Raw genomic sequence first — 16,126 nt, forward strand, 5'->3', positions numbered from 1 at the left:
GCGCTTTTCAAGAATATGATCTCAGTTTGCGTTAATTGGCGGCTTTTTTGACCTGAAAATCATGTCCTTGGAGGCAACGATGGCGCCGAGCGTTATCAATAGGCAAGCGGCGCCAACGGCCCATGTGAACTGGGCAAAGCCAAAGAGGATCAGAATGAGTGTTGAAAGTAGCGGTGCCGAATAGGAGGCTGCACCCAAGATTTGGATGTCACCATGTTTGACGCCGTGATCCCACACGTAGAATGCAAGTCCAAGCGGACCGAGGCCCAGACCGATTACGGCGACCCACTGCCATATGTTTTCGGGCCAAATGGTTGTTTCCCACAAAAGGTGACCGCCAAGTGACAATATTGCGGTGGCAGCACAAAAGCCGGTTACGGCATCTGTGGGCACGTGGGCAAATCGACGAGAGAGAACCGAATAGGAAGACCAAGCAAGGGCTGCCAGTACGGCCATGAAATAGCCGAAGGCAAATTCGGTTTTAAATGAAAACCCTTGACCGCCCGTGACGATGAGTGCAGCGCCGCCAAGGCCAAGAACGCATCCAACAATATGCTGCCACTTTAGATGCTCGCCTGGCAAAAGGGATGAAAACAGCACGATAAGCAGCGGCCAAAGATAGCCGATCAGGCTGGCGTCGATTGTTGGGGCGTTGCGAAGGGCGGTGAAATAGAAAAGGTGATATCCAAATAATCCAGCGACACCTAGCAACCACGCCTTGGCGGGCTGGCGCAGCTTTTTGATTGATGCTGGGTGCTTGATCCATTTGGCCATGCCCACAAGCGTGCCAACTGTGAATGCCATTGCGTTCAGTTGGAATGGTGGGATGTTGCCACTAGCTGCCGTGCAGAGCGCTAGAAATGACCAAAGCAGAATGGCGCCAGCGCCGATCAAAGTCGACAGATTGCGAGACATTATTGCGGCTCAGTTTGGCGCATGGATGGACGGTTTGAAAACTCTTCGTACCATGCGGAAAGTTCGGGATACGGCTCTAGCCAATGCTTTTTGCTCAAGCGGAAATTAAGATAGCCGATGGCGGCACCGAGTCCAATTTGCGCAGTGGAAATCTCGCCTTGGATTTGGTCAAGTTCGTTGTTTAATTGAGAAAGTGATCTGTCAATCGCGCAGCCCCAGCGGTTGATCCACATATCGTAATGCTTTTCCGGCGGTTTGCGAAACTCGTGTACGAGGCCGAGGGCGCTGTCCAAAATGCCATCAATCATTGCTTCGTGCCGACGCATAGCCCAATGCTTGGGCCCACTCTCCGCCATCAATTGCGGCCCATCGCCAATAGAATCGAAATATGCGCAAATGACGGGGCTGTCGAAAAGGGTTTTACCTTCGCCATAGATAAGGCATGGGATTTTGCCCAGCGGATTGATGTGATTGAGTTTTTCTGGCTCATCAACGGGGTTGACGTGGACTTCCTCTATTCCTTCGATGCCCTTTTCAATCGCTGTGATACGGCATTTGCGGGCATAAGGAGAGGCGTGCGAGACCAGTAGCTTCATTGGATGTTTCCCAGAACAGGTAGGTGCAGGAAATGCAGCTTAGTCTGTTTGGTTAGCTTTTCAACTGCTTTTGTTTGAATGCTTTTGCTGTAGTGATACCCACCAGAGCGATGCTACGCCCATGAAGAAAACGCCCAGACTTCCCAGAAATATCCCGATTGTTGCAAGGTTGTTCATATGCATTCTCCATTTGCCTGAACTGTTGGTATTGCAGCAGGGTTACTTGGAATAGCTAATACCGCAATGACGTGCGTCAATTCCTTAATTGGCGTGGTGCCAGCACTTAAAATTGTAGCTTGAATCCCTCATGTGTGGCTTCAAATCCCAGCTTTTCATAGAATTTATGCGCTTCTGGTCTGGTCTTTGATGAGGTCAGCTGGACCATGCGTGCGCCATTTTGTTTGGCGTTTTCAATCGCCCATATGATCATTTCAGATCCTAGTCCCTTGCCCCGATGGTCGGCTCGAATATGTACGCCTTCAAGTTGTGCCCGCGATTTACCGCGTCCAGCGAGGCTATGCAGAATATTGATTTGCATGCAGCCAACTGGCTCGTCGTTGAGTTCGGCAATGATGTAAGAATTGCTCGGGTCTTTTTCGATCACATCCCATGCGCGCTGATATTCGGGCGCATCCGCTTGATTGGCATCATCGACGATCTTTCGGCCCGGTGCATTGCCGCCAATGGAAAGGGCGAGAATGGTGGCGATATCATTGCGTGTGGCGTGACGGAATTTGAGGCGCGACATGGGAACTCCAGAACATGCGGACATTTGCGCGCAACATATTGCACACCGCAAACTGGGGCAACTCACATGGCGGTGAGAACCTTTTTGGAATTAGGGGCACCAAACTGTCTCAAATATGAGACTCAGGGTGTGGACAAGGCGTTAGTTTGCTGAAATTTCGAGACGTTGCATGCGCCGATACATGGTGGCACGAGAAATGCCGAGCTGTTTGGCGGCAAGCGATACGTTACCCTTCGAGCGCGCAAGGGCACGTCGCAATTCTGACTTTTCAGCGTTCTTCAAGCTGGCTTGTTGTTGCGAGGTTCCACCCAGAAGATCGGCAAGTGGGCGCGGATCAGCGATAATGTCATCGGTCAGATCAAACGCTTTGCGGGCATGCCGGTTTGCGCCAATTACCAATTCGTCCTGATCAACGGCGAGCAGCGCTGCCGCATTCAAGTCTTCGGTTGGGGCCATGACAACCCGCGCATCTTTGAACGAAGCGCGGAAATAATCCTGCTCAATTCTATGCGCGGTGTCAGCAACCACTTTGCCAAACACGTTGGCAAAACCGCTGGTCAAATCGCTTCGGCAAGATGAAACATCCAGCACAGCGATCATCTTTCCCTCATCGTCAAATACCGGAGCGCCCATGCAGCTCATCACGGTGTTTTGGCTCTTAAAATGTTGATCTCTATGAATAACCACTGGGCGTTGCTCGGCAGCGCATGTGCCGATGCCATTGGTGCCTTGGCGGGCTTCGCTCCATAGAGCGCCGCTTGTTAATCCCCAGCCATCAAAGACCATTTTGTCCCCGTCTTGGGATTGGCTGGCGATGATGAGGCCATCCATATCCGAGAGGACAACACAGCAACCCGATTTGTCGACTGTTTTGAATAGTTTTTGTAAGGTTGGTTCTGCAACGTGCAGCAAAAAGTCTAGCTGTTCACGCGCCTGTCGCAGGGCTTGTTCGGAGACTTGATCAGCGCGGCGTTGCTGTTCTGGCGTCAGGCCATAGTGCAGCATGGACCGGCGCCAAGAGGCGGCTAAACCTGATCGTGCTGCTGATTGCTTTTTCTCCACAATCGAACGTACGTAATCCGCATGACTGATATTTGTCGCCATAATAGTCCTCCCAATTTTGAGAATAGCACAGCATTTTTTTTCGACATAGAGGGGGAAGCTGCGTAGGGCGCTTGCGATTTGGTGGTCGAAGTCGAATATCGGTCGTTTATGTCGCGATTGTGAGACAGGTCGGACCCGGAAGCTGTCCGCCGCCCAGTGACAGCAGGCGTCTCGTGCATTCATCTTTTTGATACGCCGCAAATGGCGGAATGAGGAGGATACAATGAACAAGATCGACATTACGCGCTCAGCATCGCGAATTTACAAAGAGAAATACGGCAACTTCATCAATGGTGAATTTGTTGAGCCAAAGTCGGGCAAGTATTTTGCAAACACGTCACCAGTAAATGGGCAGGTGATTTGTGAAATTGCACGTTCAAATGAAGCCGACATTGAAGCGGCGCTGGACGCTGCGCACGCAGCCAAAGATGCTTGGGGGCGCACAAGCCAAGCCGAACGGGCTGTGATGCTCAACAAAATTGCCGACATCATGGAAGACAACCTTGATTTGTTGGCGGAAGCTGAGACTTGGGACAATGGCAAGCCGATCCGCGAAACGACTGCTGCGGATATGCCATTGGCAATTGACCATTTCCGCTATTTTGCTGGTGTCATTCGCGCGCAGGAAGGTTCTATCGCAGAGATCGACAATGACACAATGGCATACCATTTCCATGAGCCGCTTGGTGTTGTTGGGCAAATTATCCCTTGGAACTTCCCGATTCTGATGGCGACTTGGAAGCTCGCCCCAGCGCTTGCAGCAGGCAACTGTGTGGTGTTGAAACCAGCAGAGCAAACACCTGCCTCCATCATGATTTTGATGGAGTTGATTGCCGATGTGCTGCCAAAAGGCGTTGTAAATGTGGTCAATGGTTTTGGTTTGGAAGCGGGTAAGCCGCTGGCCTCGAGCAAACGCATTGCAAAGATTGCGTTTACTGGCGAGACAACAACCGGTCGGTTGATTATGCAATATGCCAGCCAAAACCTTATCCCGGTTACGCTTGAGCTTGGTGGCAAATCGCCGAACATCTTTTTTGAAGATGTGACCCGTGAAGATGATGATTTCTTCGATAAAGCAATTGAAGGTTTTGTGATGTTTGCGCTGAACCAAGGTGAGGTTTGCACCTGCCCAAGCCGTGCGCTGATTCACGAAAACATCTACGATGAGTTTATGGAACGCGCACTAAAACGCGTGAACGCCATCGTGCAGGGTAGCCCACTTGATTCAGCGACAATGATTGGTGCGCAAGCTTCATCGGAACAGCTCGAGAAGATCCTTTCATATCTTGATATTGGTAAGCAAGAAGGTGCTGAGGTGCTTGCAGGCGGCAACGAAGCCAAATTGGGTGGCGACCTTGAGAATGGTTACTACGTTCAGCCAACTGTCTTTAAGGGCAACAACAAGATGCGGATTTTCCAAGAAGAAATCTTTGGTCCGGTTGTTTCTGTAACGACCTTTAAGGACAATGACGAAGCCCTTTCGATTGCGAATGACACCCTTTATGGCCTTGGCGCCGGGGTGTGGAGCCGTGATGCCAACACTTGTTACCGCTTTGGTCGTGCTATTCAGGCGGGCCGGGTTTGGACAAACTGCTATCACGCTTACCCTGCGCACGCGGCATTTGGCGGATATAAGCAGTCGGGCATTGGTCGTGAAAACCATCTCAAGATGCTTGACCACTATCAACAAACCAAAAATATGTTGGTCAGCTATGCGCCTCAGAAGCTAGGATTCTTTTGATGGCAAAAGAGGTCGGGTTCGCCCGGCCTCTCTTTTTTGGGGGGGGGGATGAAATGAACGATAAGGTTAGCGCAACAGACGCCGCCCTGGCATTGATCGCAGAGATCAAGGCGGATCATGGTGAGATCATGTTCCATCAGTCGGGTGGTTGCTGTGATGGCTCGTCACCAATGTGTTATGCACAAGGCGACTTTCTGATCGGCGACAATGATGTGCTGCTTGGCGAAATCGGCGGCGCACCGTTCTATATTGGTGGGGAGCAATATGAGGTGTGGAAGCACACCAGTCTAATCATTGATGTGGTGCCCGGGCGCGGCGGCATGTTTTCGCTCGATAACGGGCGAGAAAAACGTTTCCTCACCCGCTCTGAGATTTGTGCGTTGCCTGATTGATTGAAGAGGGGACAACTCCCCTCAAATCACATTTAGTCGAGCTTAATCCGATACCGACCGAAGCCGCTTTCTGCTTCACCCGCATATTCAATGTCTACAGCGGTGACATCGCTCAAGTGCTCTTTCGCCTTTGGACCAGTTTCAAACAGCACCGAGGTGCCAGGTAATGGTGCGAGTGACCAGTTGCTGTCCGCACTTGGGTTGATTGTGCCTTTTTCGACGATGTAACGCACGATTACATCGCGGTTTGTATCTGGCCCAACAAAGATGATGGCATCTTCACCCAAGCCTGGGAATGAACCACCGCCGCCTGCGCGATAGTTATTGGTTGCAACCACAAACTTTTGGTCCATATCAATTGGTTCACCATTGTAGCGCAAATCCACAATGCGGTTCGCATCTGGGTTAATCGCTTCGCCACCACGCGGTGGATATTTTGATGGTTGCGAAATATCAATTTTGTAGGTGACGCCGTCGATCACATCAAAATTGTATGATGGGAACTCGGGGTTGGCCAATGGTTGGTCGGTTTTGCCAGGTTCTACTTGATTGAAAATGCCTGCTGAACGCTCAAGCCATTCTTTGATGCCTGCACCCGTTACCAGCACCGCCCGCACTGTGTTTGGATAGAGATATAGGTCGGCTACGTTTTTGATGGCCACGGGACCAACCGGGACGTCAGTGTAATAGTCTGGGCCACCACGACCGCCGGCCTTAAATGGTGCCGCCGCAGATAGGATCGGCAGGCCTTCCCATTCTGTGCCACGCATCATTTGCTCGGTGTACCAGATTTGGGCTTGAGATACGATTTGAACCGATGGGTCATCTGCCACAAGGGCAAAATAGGAATGCAATTTTGCATCAGTTTGACCAACGGCTGTGCGCACATATTCAAGGGTTTCGTCGTGGGTTTTTTGCACCGAGGCGAGAACCGCAGCATCGCTTTCCACAAGCGGATTGACCTTGCGCTCAATGCGCTCCGAAATTGGCCTTGCTTCTGAGCTATGTGAGATGATTTTCCACTCATTGCCGTCATGTTCAATCAGCAAATCGATCAAGCCCATATGCGAGCCCCAGAAGCCGGCCATCACGGCAGGCTTGCCCATCAATGTGCCTTTTGCAGTGTCGACACCTTCAATGCCGTCATATTGAGAGCTTGGGAACACATTGTGGTGATGCCCGGTGAACACAACATCAATGCCTTCAACACCTGCAAGATAGAGCGAAGCGTTGCCCATCATGTCTGTTTGGCCTGAACCATCAATGCCAGAGTGAGATAGGGCAACGATGAGATCAGCGCCTTGTTCCTTCATCAATGGCACATAGGCTTCTGCCGTTTGCACGATGTCACGAGTGGTGACTTTGCCGTTTAGGTGTTGGAAATCCCACACCATGATTTGCGGCGGTACAAAGCCAATAAAGCCGATTTTGATTGGGCGTTTGTTGCCTGAACCATCGGTGATTTCCCGTTCGAGAATCTTGAATGGTGGCAGTAAGGTTTTGTCCTTGGTTGGGTCTTCACCCAAGACCGTGCCCATCACAATGTTTGCACTGACAAACGGGAAAGAGGCGCCGGCAAGTGCTTTATCCAAAAAGCTCAGGCCGTAGTTGAATTCGTGGTTGCCCACCGTTGCAATGTCGTAACCAAGCGTGTTCATGGCTTCGATCATCGGGTGTAAGTCACCTTCTTTGAAACCACGTTCATAAGCGACATAGTCGCCCATTGGGTTTCCTTGGATGAGATCTCCATTGTCGACCAACATGGAGTTCGTCGCTTCGGCGCGCACGTCATTGATGAGTGACGCAGTTCGGGCCAAGCCCATCGTGTCGTTCGGCCGATCCGCGTAGTAGTCGTAGGGGTGAATGCTCACGTGAATGTCTGTTGTTTCCATCAGACGCAAATGAGCCTGGTTATTGCTGGCCATGGCCGCAAATGGATGCATAGCGATCAATGCGCCCGCGCTTGCGGAACCCGCTAAAAAAGATCGCCGAGATATAGAGTTGAGTAGTGACATTATAGTCCTCCGCTTATGCCTTTTGAAAATCTGTGCGGTTGGTTCGGCGCACTTATGGGTGGGGCAGAAAAATGGGATTGCTCGGACGCTATTATTTGCGTCTCGCCACCTATTGGTCGCAGAAGATTTGCGCGACCAGCGGAGTGTGTCATATTTAGACCGAATGGTAAAATATTTTTACAGCGCATGTGTATATCCCCTTGTTGCGGGGCGTTTCTATTTTGGAAATGTTGCGCTTTGTGGGCATTTTCGCGACAGTTTTGTGAAAATGATCCAAGCAAGAACGAGGGGTTGTTCTTGCTTGGAGTGTTGCCGCTGTTTACGCGCCGAGCGGCGGACCTGTGAAGGTCATATTGTACTTTTCTGCGAACGCATTGATTGTGGGCATATCGTCGGGCACTTGATATTGTCCGTCCGCCATGGCGGCAAAGAAACCCTCAAATCCACCGGGGTTTAGTATGACCAAATGCCTTGAAGGTTCATCCCCGATCACACGAAACGTGTGCTCTTTGCCGCGCGGGATAAAGACCGCTTCGCCGGGACCGTGTTCGGTTGTGGTGCCCTCAATCCAAACCTCACACTTCCCTGAGATCATGAAGAAGGTTTCATCTTCGTTGTGGTGAATGTGTTTAGGTGGACCAGATCCAACTGGCGAGAGGCTATCGACGACGGAGATTTTTCCGTCGGTTTGTTCTTTTGACAGTAGCGTTTTGTATTTCGTCCCGTTCCAGTCGAGTACGCCTGGCCCTTGCAGTCCGTTGTCCATTTTCTCATCCTCCTTTGAGAAACAAAGGCTAGGCCGAGAACTATTTATTTGAAAAACGCATATTTTGTATATTTAATATCCAAGGGATGAATTTATCTAGCTTGGATTTGAACCTATTGCGGGTGCTTGATGCTCTGTTGCGAGAGGGAAGCACTGTGGCTGCCGGCAAGCGAATAGGCTTGTCTCAACCCGCCGTGTCCGCGGCGTTAGGGCGTTTGCGCGTTACTTTGGATGACCCGTTATTTGTTCGACATGGGCAGAGGCTGCGGCCGACGCGCTATGCGAAATCACTCGAAATGCCGCTGCGCGCGGCGTTAGACGACCTGCAACGCATCCTTTCTGGGCCTTCCGTTTTTGACCCGCAACAAGCCGATAATTTATTCAAAATCTCCGGTGCTGATTTTTTTGCCACCATGTTGATGCCGCAGCTTGCTGCGCGGCTTGGACGAGATGCGCCCAGAATGCGTGCGCAATTGGTTGATTTGGTGCCTGACAATTACATCGCCACGCTGGAGCGATATGAAATTGATTTGGCGCTCATTCCCGATGCCAAATGTCCTGAATGGTGCGATTTCACACCTGCATTTGTTTCTGACTATGTGGTTATTGCGCGAAACGGCAATCAATTGGTGACCGAAAGCAAAGTTGAAAGCGGAACGGTGATGCCGTTGGATTTGTTTTGCAGGCTAAAGCACATTTTGTTTTCTCCCGAAGGACGACTAAGTGCACAGGGCGATAAGGCCCTTGAAGCTGTTGGTCGGTCACGCGACGTTGTGATGACCATGCCGTTTTTTGCTGGGGTGTGTCAGGCTGTTGCTGGCAGTGAGAATATTGCACTCGTGCCGCAAAGGTTGGCAGAACAGTTGGCGCCACAAATGGGGTTCAATATCTATCGACCTCCGGTGGCAATTGAACCTGCGACTTTATATATGGTTTGGCACCGTCGTGAGACGCTTTCTCCCGCTCACAAGTGGTTCAGAGAACTTATCCTTGAGATTTTAACACCGCTCAATACACGCGATCTGGGATAATGCGTCGTTTGTGTTAAAACGAGATTCGGACCAACAAATTACGTGGGCATAGGTTTATGAAGTGGCGAGGTCGGGATCGCAGCTCCAACATCGAAGACAGGCGCGGTCGTCGCAGCCGACCAAATAACCGTTCCACGGGAAGACGCGCGCGCATTCCGATGCCGCGCGGCCGGGCGGGCAAGGGCGGTGCAGGCGGCTTGCTTATTTTGGTTGTTTTTGTCGTGATTTCGATGGCGCTTGGCATCAACCCCTTGAGCCTGTTGGAGGGATCCATTGGCACTGGAGAAACTTATAGTTCGCGCCCGACAGATAATCGGCCATTGCCGAATGCTGGGCAGGATGAATTGTTTGACTTTGTTGCGGTCAATCTAAACGAAACTGAAAAGTTGTGGTCCTTGGTTTTCGAACAAAATGATTTGTCCTATCGAGCGCCCGTCTTGGTGATATTTTCAGGTTCAACTTCATCTCCTTGCGGAACAGCAAGCGCGCAGACGGGGCCATTTTATTGTCCGGCGGACGAAAAAATCTATTTGGATTTAGGCTTCTACGATCAGCTGCGACGCCAGTTCGGCGCTGGAGGCGATTTCGCCCAAGCGTATGTTTTGGCGCATGAAGTAGGGCACCATATTCAGCAACTCACCGGAGTGCTGCCTGAGTTTAATCAACAACGACGGGCGATGAGCCAAGTTGAAGCCAACGCCTATTCGGTGCGGGTTGAGCTACAAGCTGATTGTTATGCCGGCGTTTGGGCTAACTATGTTGGGGAGATGAATTTACTCGAGCGTGGCGATATTGCGGAAGCCTTGAACGCTGCCGAACAGATTGGTGATGATGCTATCCAAATGCGGAGCCAAGGCTTTGTTGTGCCCAAGAATTTCAATCATGGCACGTCCGAGCAACGGCAGCGGTGGTTCGAAAGAGGGTTTAGTTCAGGCAATGTTGGACAATGCGACACCTTCAGTGCTGAGCGGCTTTAGGGTTAAGGTTAATAGAAGCTAAAGATTGTACGCTCGCTCTTTTCGTACTCAATGGCAGTTGAGTATGGAAGGAACTGTCGTTGGCAAACTTTGCAAAACCAATTGCGCACAAAACGCTAAACAATGCTGAGAAGCCTCAAAATCGCGATCAAACGCTTGATATTTTTCGGGCCGCTGCGGTTTTGATGGTGGTTCTATTCCACTATACCACCCGGCTGCCGAGCGAAGTTTTTGGCGCGGTGCCATACGCCGTTGTGCCATTTGAATTTGGTTGGATTGGCGTCTATTTCTTTTTCATTATTTCTGGCTTTTGTATCTTCTTTACCCTTGAAAAGGCGAAGTCAATCGGATCGTTTCTGGCCAAACGGTTTTCCAGAATTTACCCCGCATTTTTAGCGGCTGCGGTTTTGCTGTTTGCTTTAGACCAAGTCTTTGGATTGCCCTTGCTGCCAGAATTTTCTTACCGAGAAACGGCGCCCAGTATTGTCGATTTGGTCGGGAATTTGGTTTTGCTTGGTGGGATATTTGAATGGGTGAATGGGTCATTCTGGTCGATCACCGTTGAAGTGCAGTTTTATGTGATGATCGCGATAATGGCGCTCGTTTTTAAGCAGGGCGAAAAACTTGCGCGGTTGTTTTCGTATGCGGCTTTGGCTCTAGGAACAGCATGGCTGTTGGTCGAGCTGGCAAGCTCAGACATTGCGACCATGGGCAAATTGGCCACTATGCTGCAAAAGACACTGATTGCGCCATTTATGCCATTCTTTGCTGTTGGCGTTGTCGGGGTTCAGCTTAAGCGCTCGCCAGAGGCGTTTGCTGGCCTGTTTTGGCAGCTAGCAGCGCTGTGTTTTGTCATCGTTGTGGTGACATCTGCAGAAGGTGATGCGACATTGTTGTCGGCCAGTTCTGTGTCGACCGGACTAATCGTTGTCGGGCTAATTGGTATCTTCTGCGCCTACTGTGTGGGTTGGCGATTGCCGCACATGCCATTTCTGAGCAACGGGTTGGCTCATATCGGTCTTCTTAGCTTTTCTTGGTATTTGTTACACGAAAATCTTGGCTTCTTGTTGCTCGAAGCACTTAACCCCGCATTGCCGTATTGGCTCAGCGTCATAATTGCAATGGGGATGACTTATGCTGCAGCGGCGATGTTTTCAAAATTGTTTGAGTGGCGTTTCCGTAAAACCGCAGAAGCGTGGTTCATGGCGGCGCTTCGGTTGTTTACTGCACGCCTGCCAAAGAAAATGGGCGAAAGTCTCATATAGACTTTCACCCATCAATTCGTTTCAGCAGTCGAGCTAGGCTTTAAGCGTCAGCTTTTACGCTCCGCACATTGTCCAAAAAGCGTTTGAACAGATAGTGGCTGTCATGCGGGCCCGGCGATGCTTCTGGGTGATATTGCACTGAGAAGATTGGTTTCCCCTCTACCGCCAGACCACAGTTGGACTGATCGAACAATGAGATGTGGGTCTGGTTGATGCCCGCCGGTAGGCTGTCTGCATCCACGGCAAAACCATGGTTCATTGAAGTGATTTCAACTTTGCCCGTTGTAAGGTCTTTCACAGGGTGGTTCGCGCCGTGGTGACCTTGGTGCATCTTCACCGTTTTGCCGCCCAGAGCGAGCGCCAATATCTGGTGGCCAAGGCAAATGCCAAACATTGGCTTGCCGCTATCCACCAGTTCTTTGACGATACCAACTGCATACTCGCCTGTTGCCGCTGGATCACCAGGGCCGTTGGACAAAAAGATACCATCTGGATTGAACGCTAGAATATCTTTGGCAGGTGTTGAGGCGCTCACAACGGTCACGGTGACGTCTTCGTGCGCTAGGCAGCGCAAGATGTTTGCCTTGGCGCCATAGTCGATTGCCACGATGTGGTTCTTTGGATTGTCGATTGCCGAAAAGCCTTCATTCCAAACCCAACGACCTTGCTTCCATTCGTAGGTTTTTGCCGTTGAAACATCGGCCGCCAAATCGGCATGCTCCAAGCCTTTAAAGCCTGCAAGTGCGTTGCGGATTGCTTCTTCGTCAAACACACCGTCCGGTGCGTGTGCAATGACGCCGTTTGTCAGGCCTTCTTCGCGAATAAGCGCGGTAAGAGCGCGGGTATCAACGCCTGCGATACCAATGATGCCTTTTTCTTTAAGCCACGCATCTAGGTGCTTGGCTGAGCGATAGTTGGACGGGTTGGTGATGTCTGCCTTAAGCACACATCCTACCGCGCCTGAACCGCTCGCATTCTCAAGCGTTTCGATGTCTTCATCGTTTGCGCCCACATTGCCAATATGTGGGAATGTGAAGGTGACGATTTGCCCTGCATAAGAAAGGTCAGTGAGGATTTCTTGGTAGCCGGTCATTGCGGTGTTGAAGCAAACTTCAGCTACAGCATGTCCAGTCGCGCCAAGGCCGCGCCCTTCAATGCGCATCCCGTTTTCCAAAATCAGAAGTGCAGTGGTTTTTTCTTCCTGCCAGCCGGTCATCTCAAATCCTTTTGACGCTTCATTTATGGGCGTAAATTTGACCGATCCGAGGACCTGTTTTTTACGCTTGGATGTGCGTTAGCGCATGCCTGAAGGCCCGTTGCGCTTAAACTGGTCCGGATCGGGCGGACACTATTTGAGAAAGGGGCATAGGTCAACAGATTCGAGATAAAGATTAAAGTGTGGGAAATCAGATGGTTAACTTGTCGAGCAAAGAAAAAATTGGCATTGGCGTCCAGCTTGGTTATAACCACACCGTAAATCATCAGGGAATTTTGCGAGAATATGCGAGATAAAATCAGCCTAGCGCTTAAAGAGGCCATCAAAGCGCGCGATACGCGCCGAACTGGCACCTACCGTTTGATCAATGCTGCGATTAAAGATCGGGACATTGAAGCACGCGGCCAAGGCAAAGAGCCGGTGAGCGACGAGCAAATTTTGCAAATCATGCAAAAAATGGTGAAACAGCGCGAAGAGTCAGCAACAGTTTATGCTGAAAATGGTCGCGAAGAGTTGGCCGCGCAAGAGCGTGAAGAGATTGCGGTTATTCAAGAGTTTTTGCCTCAACCGCTGAGCCAAGAAGAAATTGAAGCTGCAATCAGCGACGCGATTGCCCAGACTGGCGCTGAAGGTTTGCGCGATATGGGCAAAGTTGTTGGTGTGCTCAAAGGCAAATATCCTGGTCGTATCGATATGGGGCAGGCGTCCAAATCCGTGAAAGCAGCTTTGAACGGCTAAACCACATATGAACCAGATTGAGTTCGCTTTGGAAAAAGTAGCGTCGCATCATTGTGCGGCGCTTTTGCTTTTTGAACGTGAAAACGCAGATTACTTCAGCCAATTTGTGCCGCCGCGTGCGCTTGAAATGCTCACTGATCAAGGGATGGCGCGTGCCATTGAAGCCTTGAAAACAGACATGCTCGAGCGCGAGGGACTTTATTTCGTGGCTGTAATCGGTGATGAGATTGTTGGGCGGATCAATTTCACCATTGGTGGCGATCAAGCCGAAATTGGCTATCGACTGGCCGAGCGCTGGACAGGCAAGGGCTTGGCGGGGCAATTGCTTGAAACCGCGATTGCAGCGCTTTGCAAAGAATACCATATCAAGCGCTTGATCGCGCGCGTTATCACTAGCAATCTTGCTTCTACGAAAGTTGTCGAGCGGGCAGGTTTTGAACGCTTTAACACTGAAGAGGGCGGTGGTGAACGCCGTGGCTTTGGCGGTGATCTGGTGTCGTTTGAGCGTTGGCTTGATTGATTGAAACTGTTACCAAGCATTTCTTTGCAATTGCCATTGCACAGCTTTCACCTTTAGATTGAGCTCATGCGGTTTACTGATCAGTTTCTAGACGACATTCGTGACAGAATTTCGATCTCCCAAGTGGTGGGAGAGCATGTGGTGTGGGACAAGAAAAAGTCTCAACCGCAACGTGGGGACTTTTGGGCGTGCTGTCCTTTCCATGGCGAGAAAACACCAAGCTTTCATGCTGATGACCGGCGTGGGCGCTACCATTGCTTTGGTTGTGGTGTGTCAGGCGATCATTTCCGCTTCTTGGTTGAAAAGGCTGGAATGCCTTTCCCCGAAGCAGTTGAAAAACTTGCAGGGCAAGCTGGACTTCCGATGCCCGCGCGAGATGCGCAGGCCGAAGCACGAGACCGCAAACGTAAGTCGCTTTACGATGTCATGGAATTGGCCACAAGCTATTTTGAGCAGGCATTGGCAGCTAATGTGGGCGCGCGGGCGCGTGGCTATTTGCATGAACGGGGCGTGTTGCCGAAATACCAGCAAATGTTTCGCCTTGGATTTGCACCAGACAGCCGCAACGGTTTGAAAGAATATCTTGCTTCGAATGGTGTAACCGCAAACGAGATGATTGCTTGCGGTCTTTTGGTGGCAGGGGATGACATTGCGGTGCCATTTGACCGATTTCGAAATCGACTGATGTTCCCAATCTCCGATTTTCGTGGCCGAGTGGTGGCGTTCGGTGGTCGTGCTATGTCGCCGGAAGCGCGTGCCAAATATTTAAACTCTCCAGAAACCGAGCTATTTCACAAACGTCGTACGCTCTATAACGGGCAAATGGCGCGCCAAGCATCGCATGATGGCAAGCCGCTGATTGTGGTTGAAGGCTATATGGATGTGATCGCATTGGTGCAAGTGGGCTTTGAAGGCGCGGTTGCGCCGCTTGGCACTGCGCTTACTGACGAGCATTTGGGTCTGTTGTGGAAGATGACCAGTGACCCCGTTCTTTGTTTTGATGGTGACACTGCTGGACAGCGCGCCGCGGCTAAGTCGATGGATATTATGCTGCCCATGCTCAAACCTGGCGTGACATCAAAAATTGTGACGTTGCCGGACGGTGTTGATCCTGATGATCTGATTCAAAAAGAAGGTCGCAAAGGGTTTGAGGAATTGCTCAACTCTGCCGTGCCACTATCAGAAGCTGTGTGGGAACGCGAAACGCGAGGGGTGCGTGTGGACACCCCAGAGGCAAAGGCCGCGCTTGAATTCAAACTCAAAAACATCGCCAACGAAATTGCCGACCAGTCTGTGCGTAAGCATTATGGGCAGGCTTTCAACGATAAACTCTACAAATTCTTCCGCCCACAGCGCCAATATTCAGGTCCGCAGCGAAACAACAATAGCGGCTACCGCAAGGATGGCGGAGCTGGCGGCGGGCGCACTGGTGTGTCGCGACCTGGGCGCGGCGGCTATCAGGTTTCAAATGCTTTGAAGAAGACATTGTCCTCTAGCGCCTCCATGGGCGGGGTTGCATCGCGTGAGGCCGTTATTTTGGTTGGCTTGATCAATCATCCCGAACTTGTAGAACAGCATCTAGAGGATTTGGCGCAAATTGATCTACAGTCACCGGCTGCGCGCAAGGTGTTGGATGTGGTGATGGCGCAAGTTGCGGCCAATCCAGAAATGAAAAGCAAGGCAATTCGTGAAGTGCTTGAGCGACGCGGATGCGCGATTGAATTGGGGCAAATTGACAACATTGTTCGCCAGCAGGGTATCTGGCAGGTGACCCCAGAAGCGAACAGCCAAGACGCTGAGGTTGGATTGAATCACGCTTTGGCCTTGCATTATAAATCACATCGATTAAATAGAGAGCTGAAAGCAGCCGAATTGGCGCTGGGCAGTGACCCAAGCGAAGAGTCGTATGAAAGGCTGCGAGACATCCAGAACCAGATTACCAGTGTGGATGGCACTGAGGCTCTGATTGAGGGGTTTGGTTCGTTATCTGGGCGCTCGACGCGGAACCTTTAGAAGTAGGGTTGCGGTCGGCGTTTTTTGTGCATCGACCGTTAAGTTGTTGCATTTGGTAACGAAACGATAAGCATGATTGTCTATTCCTT

Annotated in this window: 15 protein-coding genes; 8 read left to right on the top strand and 7 right to left on the bottom strand. The window is 50.9% G+C overall.

The window, feature by feature from the left end:
• Window positions 1–21 precede the first annotated feature (21 nt).
• The 4 genes from yddG to QQL65_RS01735 all read right to left on the bottom strand — a co-directional run bounded on the left by yddG (window position 22) and on the right by QQL65_RS01735 (window position 3,363).
• Window positions 22–915 (bottom strand): aromatic amino acid exporter YddG, encoded by an 894-nt coding sequence (gene yddG / locus QQL65_RS01720; protein ID WP_284361437.1) that lies wholly within the window; start codon window positions 913–915, stop codon window positions 22–24.
• Window positions 915–1,511: a glutathione S-transferase N-terminal domain-containing protein gene (locus QQL65_RS01725; protein ID WP_284361440.1), complete on the bottom strand. Its 597-nt coding sequence runs from the start codon at window positions 1,509–1,511 to the stop codon at window positions 915–917. The genes yddG and QQL65_RS01725 overlap by 1 nt, the downstream gene beginning before the upstream one ends.
• Before the next feature lie 283 nt (window positions 1,512–1,794).
• The gene (locus QQL65_RS01730) at window positions 1,795–2,259 is read right to left on the bottom strand and encodes a GNAT family N-acetyltransferase (protein ID WP_284361442.1); all 465 of its coding nucleotides are present in this window, start codon (window positions 2,257–2,259) and stop codon (window positions 1,795–1,797) included.
• 141 nt (window positions 2,260–2,400) lie between these two features.
• A complete protein-coding gene (locus tag QQL65_RS01735) occupies window positions 2,401–3,363 on the bottom strand; it encodes a GAF domain-containing protein (protein ID WP_284361444.1) in 963 nt (320 codons plus the stop codon).
• Between the two features lie 223 nt (window positions 3,364–3,586).
• Between QQL65_RS01735 and adh the strand changes: the two genes are divergently transcribed.
• Window positions 3,587–5,104 carry an aldehyde dehydrogenase gene (adh, locus tag QQL65_RS01740; RefSeq protein ID WP_284361447.1) on the top strand — a complete coding sequence of 506 codons (1,518 nt, stop codon included), beginning with the start codon at window positions 3,587–3,589 and terminating at the stop codon, window positions 5,102–5,104.
• Between the two features lie 53 nt (window positions 5,105–5,157).
• Window positions 5,158–5,496: a DUF779 domain-containing protein gene (locus QQL65_RS01745; RefSeq protein WP_284361451.1), complete on the top strand. Its 339-nt coding sequence runs from the start codon at window positions 5,158–5,160 to the stop codon at window positions 5,494–5,496.
• Window positions 5,497–5,528: 32 nt separating this feature from the next.
• On the opposite strand, the gene QQL65_RS01750 is transcribed toward QQL65_RS01745, so the two are convergent.
• Both QQL65_RS01750 and QQL65_RS01755 read right to left on the bottom strand, forming a co-directional pair.
• Window positions 5,529–7,511, bottom strand: coding sequence for a bifunctional 2',3'-cyclic-nucleotide 2'-phosphodiesterase/3'-nucleotidase (locus QQL65_RS01750; RefSeq protein WP_284361454.1), 1,983 nt, complete (start codon window positions 7,509–7,511; stop codon window positions 5,529–5,531).
• A 319-nt stretch (window positions 7,512–7,830) separates the two neighbouring features.
• On the bottom strand, window positions 7,831–8,277 hold the full coding sequence (locus tag QQL65_RS01755) for a cupin domain-containing protein (RefSeq protein ID WP_284361456.1): 447 nt from the start codon (window positions 8,275–8,277) through the stop codon (window positions 7,831–7,833).
• An 86-nt stretch (window positions 8,278–8,363) separates the two neighbouring features.
• Here QQL65_RS01755 and QQL65_RS01760 point away from each other — a divergent pair, with 86 nt between their 5' ends.
• From QQL65_RS01760 to QQL65_RS01770, 3 genes are all read left to right on the top strand, one after another.
• Window positions 8,364–9,308, top strand: a complete 945-nt coding sequence (locus tag QQL65_RS01760; RefSeq protein ID WP_284361459.1) for a LysR family transcriptional regulator — start codon at window positions 8,364–8,366, stop codon at window positions 9,306–9,308.
• A gap of 56 nt (window positions 9,309–9,364) precedes the next feature.
• The gene (ypfJ, locus tag QQL65_RS01765; protein WP_284361462.1) at window positions 9,365–10,285 is read left to right on the top strand and encodes a KPN_02809 family neutral zinc metallopeptidase; all 921 of its coding nucleotides are present in this window, start codon (window positions 9,365–9,367) and stop codon (window positions 10,283–10,285) included.
• 80 nt (window positions 10,286–10,365) lie between these two features.
• On the top strand, window positions 10,366–11,550 hold the full coding sequence (locus tag QQL65_RS01770) for an acyltransferase family protein (protein WP_284361465.1): 1,185 nt from the start codon (window positions 10,366–10,368) through the stop codon (window positions 11,548–11,550).
• 40 nt (window positions 11,551–11,590) lie between these two features.
• On the opposite strand, the gene carA is transcribed toward QQL65_RS01770, so the two are convergent.
• Window positions 11,591–12,766 carry a glutamine-hydrolyzing carbamoyl-phosphate synthase small subunit gene (gene carA / locus QQL65_RS01775; protein ID WP_284361467.1) on the bottom strand — a complete coding sequence of 392 codons (1,176 nt, stop codon included), beginning with the start codon at window positions 12,764–12,766 and terminating at the stop codon, window positions 11,591–11,593.
• A gap of 285 nt (window positions 12,767–13,051) precedes the next feature.
• On the opposite strand from carA, the gene QQL65_RS01780 reads away from it, so the two are divergent.
• The 3 genes from QQL65_RS01780 to dnaG all read left to right on the top strand — a co-directional run bounded on the left by QQL65_RS01780 (window position 13,052) and on the right by dnaG (window position 16,037).
• On the top strand, window positions 13,052–13,504 hold the full coding sequence (locus QQL65_RS01780; RefSeq protein ID WP_284361469.1) for a GatB/YqeY domain-containing protein: 453 nt from the start codon (window positions 13,052–13,054) through the stop codon (window positions 13,502–13,504).
• 7 nt (window positions 13,505–13,511) lie between these two features.
• Window positions 13,512–14,024, top strand: a complete 513-nt coding sequence (locus QQL65_RS01785; protein ID WP_284361471.1) for a GNAT family N-acetyltransferase — start codon at window positions 13,512–13,514, stop codon at window positions 14,022–14,024.
• Between the two features lie 66 nt (window positions 14,025–14,090).
• The gene (dnaG, locus tag QQL65_RS01790) at window positions 14,091–16,037 is read left to right on the top strand and encodes a DNA primase (RefSeq protein ID WP_284361475.1); all 1,947 of its coding nucleotides are present in this window, start codon (window positions 14,091–14,093) and stop codon (window positions 16,035–16,037) included.
• Window positions 16,038–16,126: the final 89 nt, after the last annotated feature.

This window comes from Maritalea porphyrae (assembly GCF_030159895.1).
In the GTDB taxonomy this organism is placed as follows: domain Bacteria; phylum Pseudomonadota; class Alphaproteobacteria; order Rhizobiales; family Devosiaceae; genus Maritalea; species Maritalea porphyrae.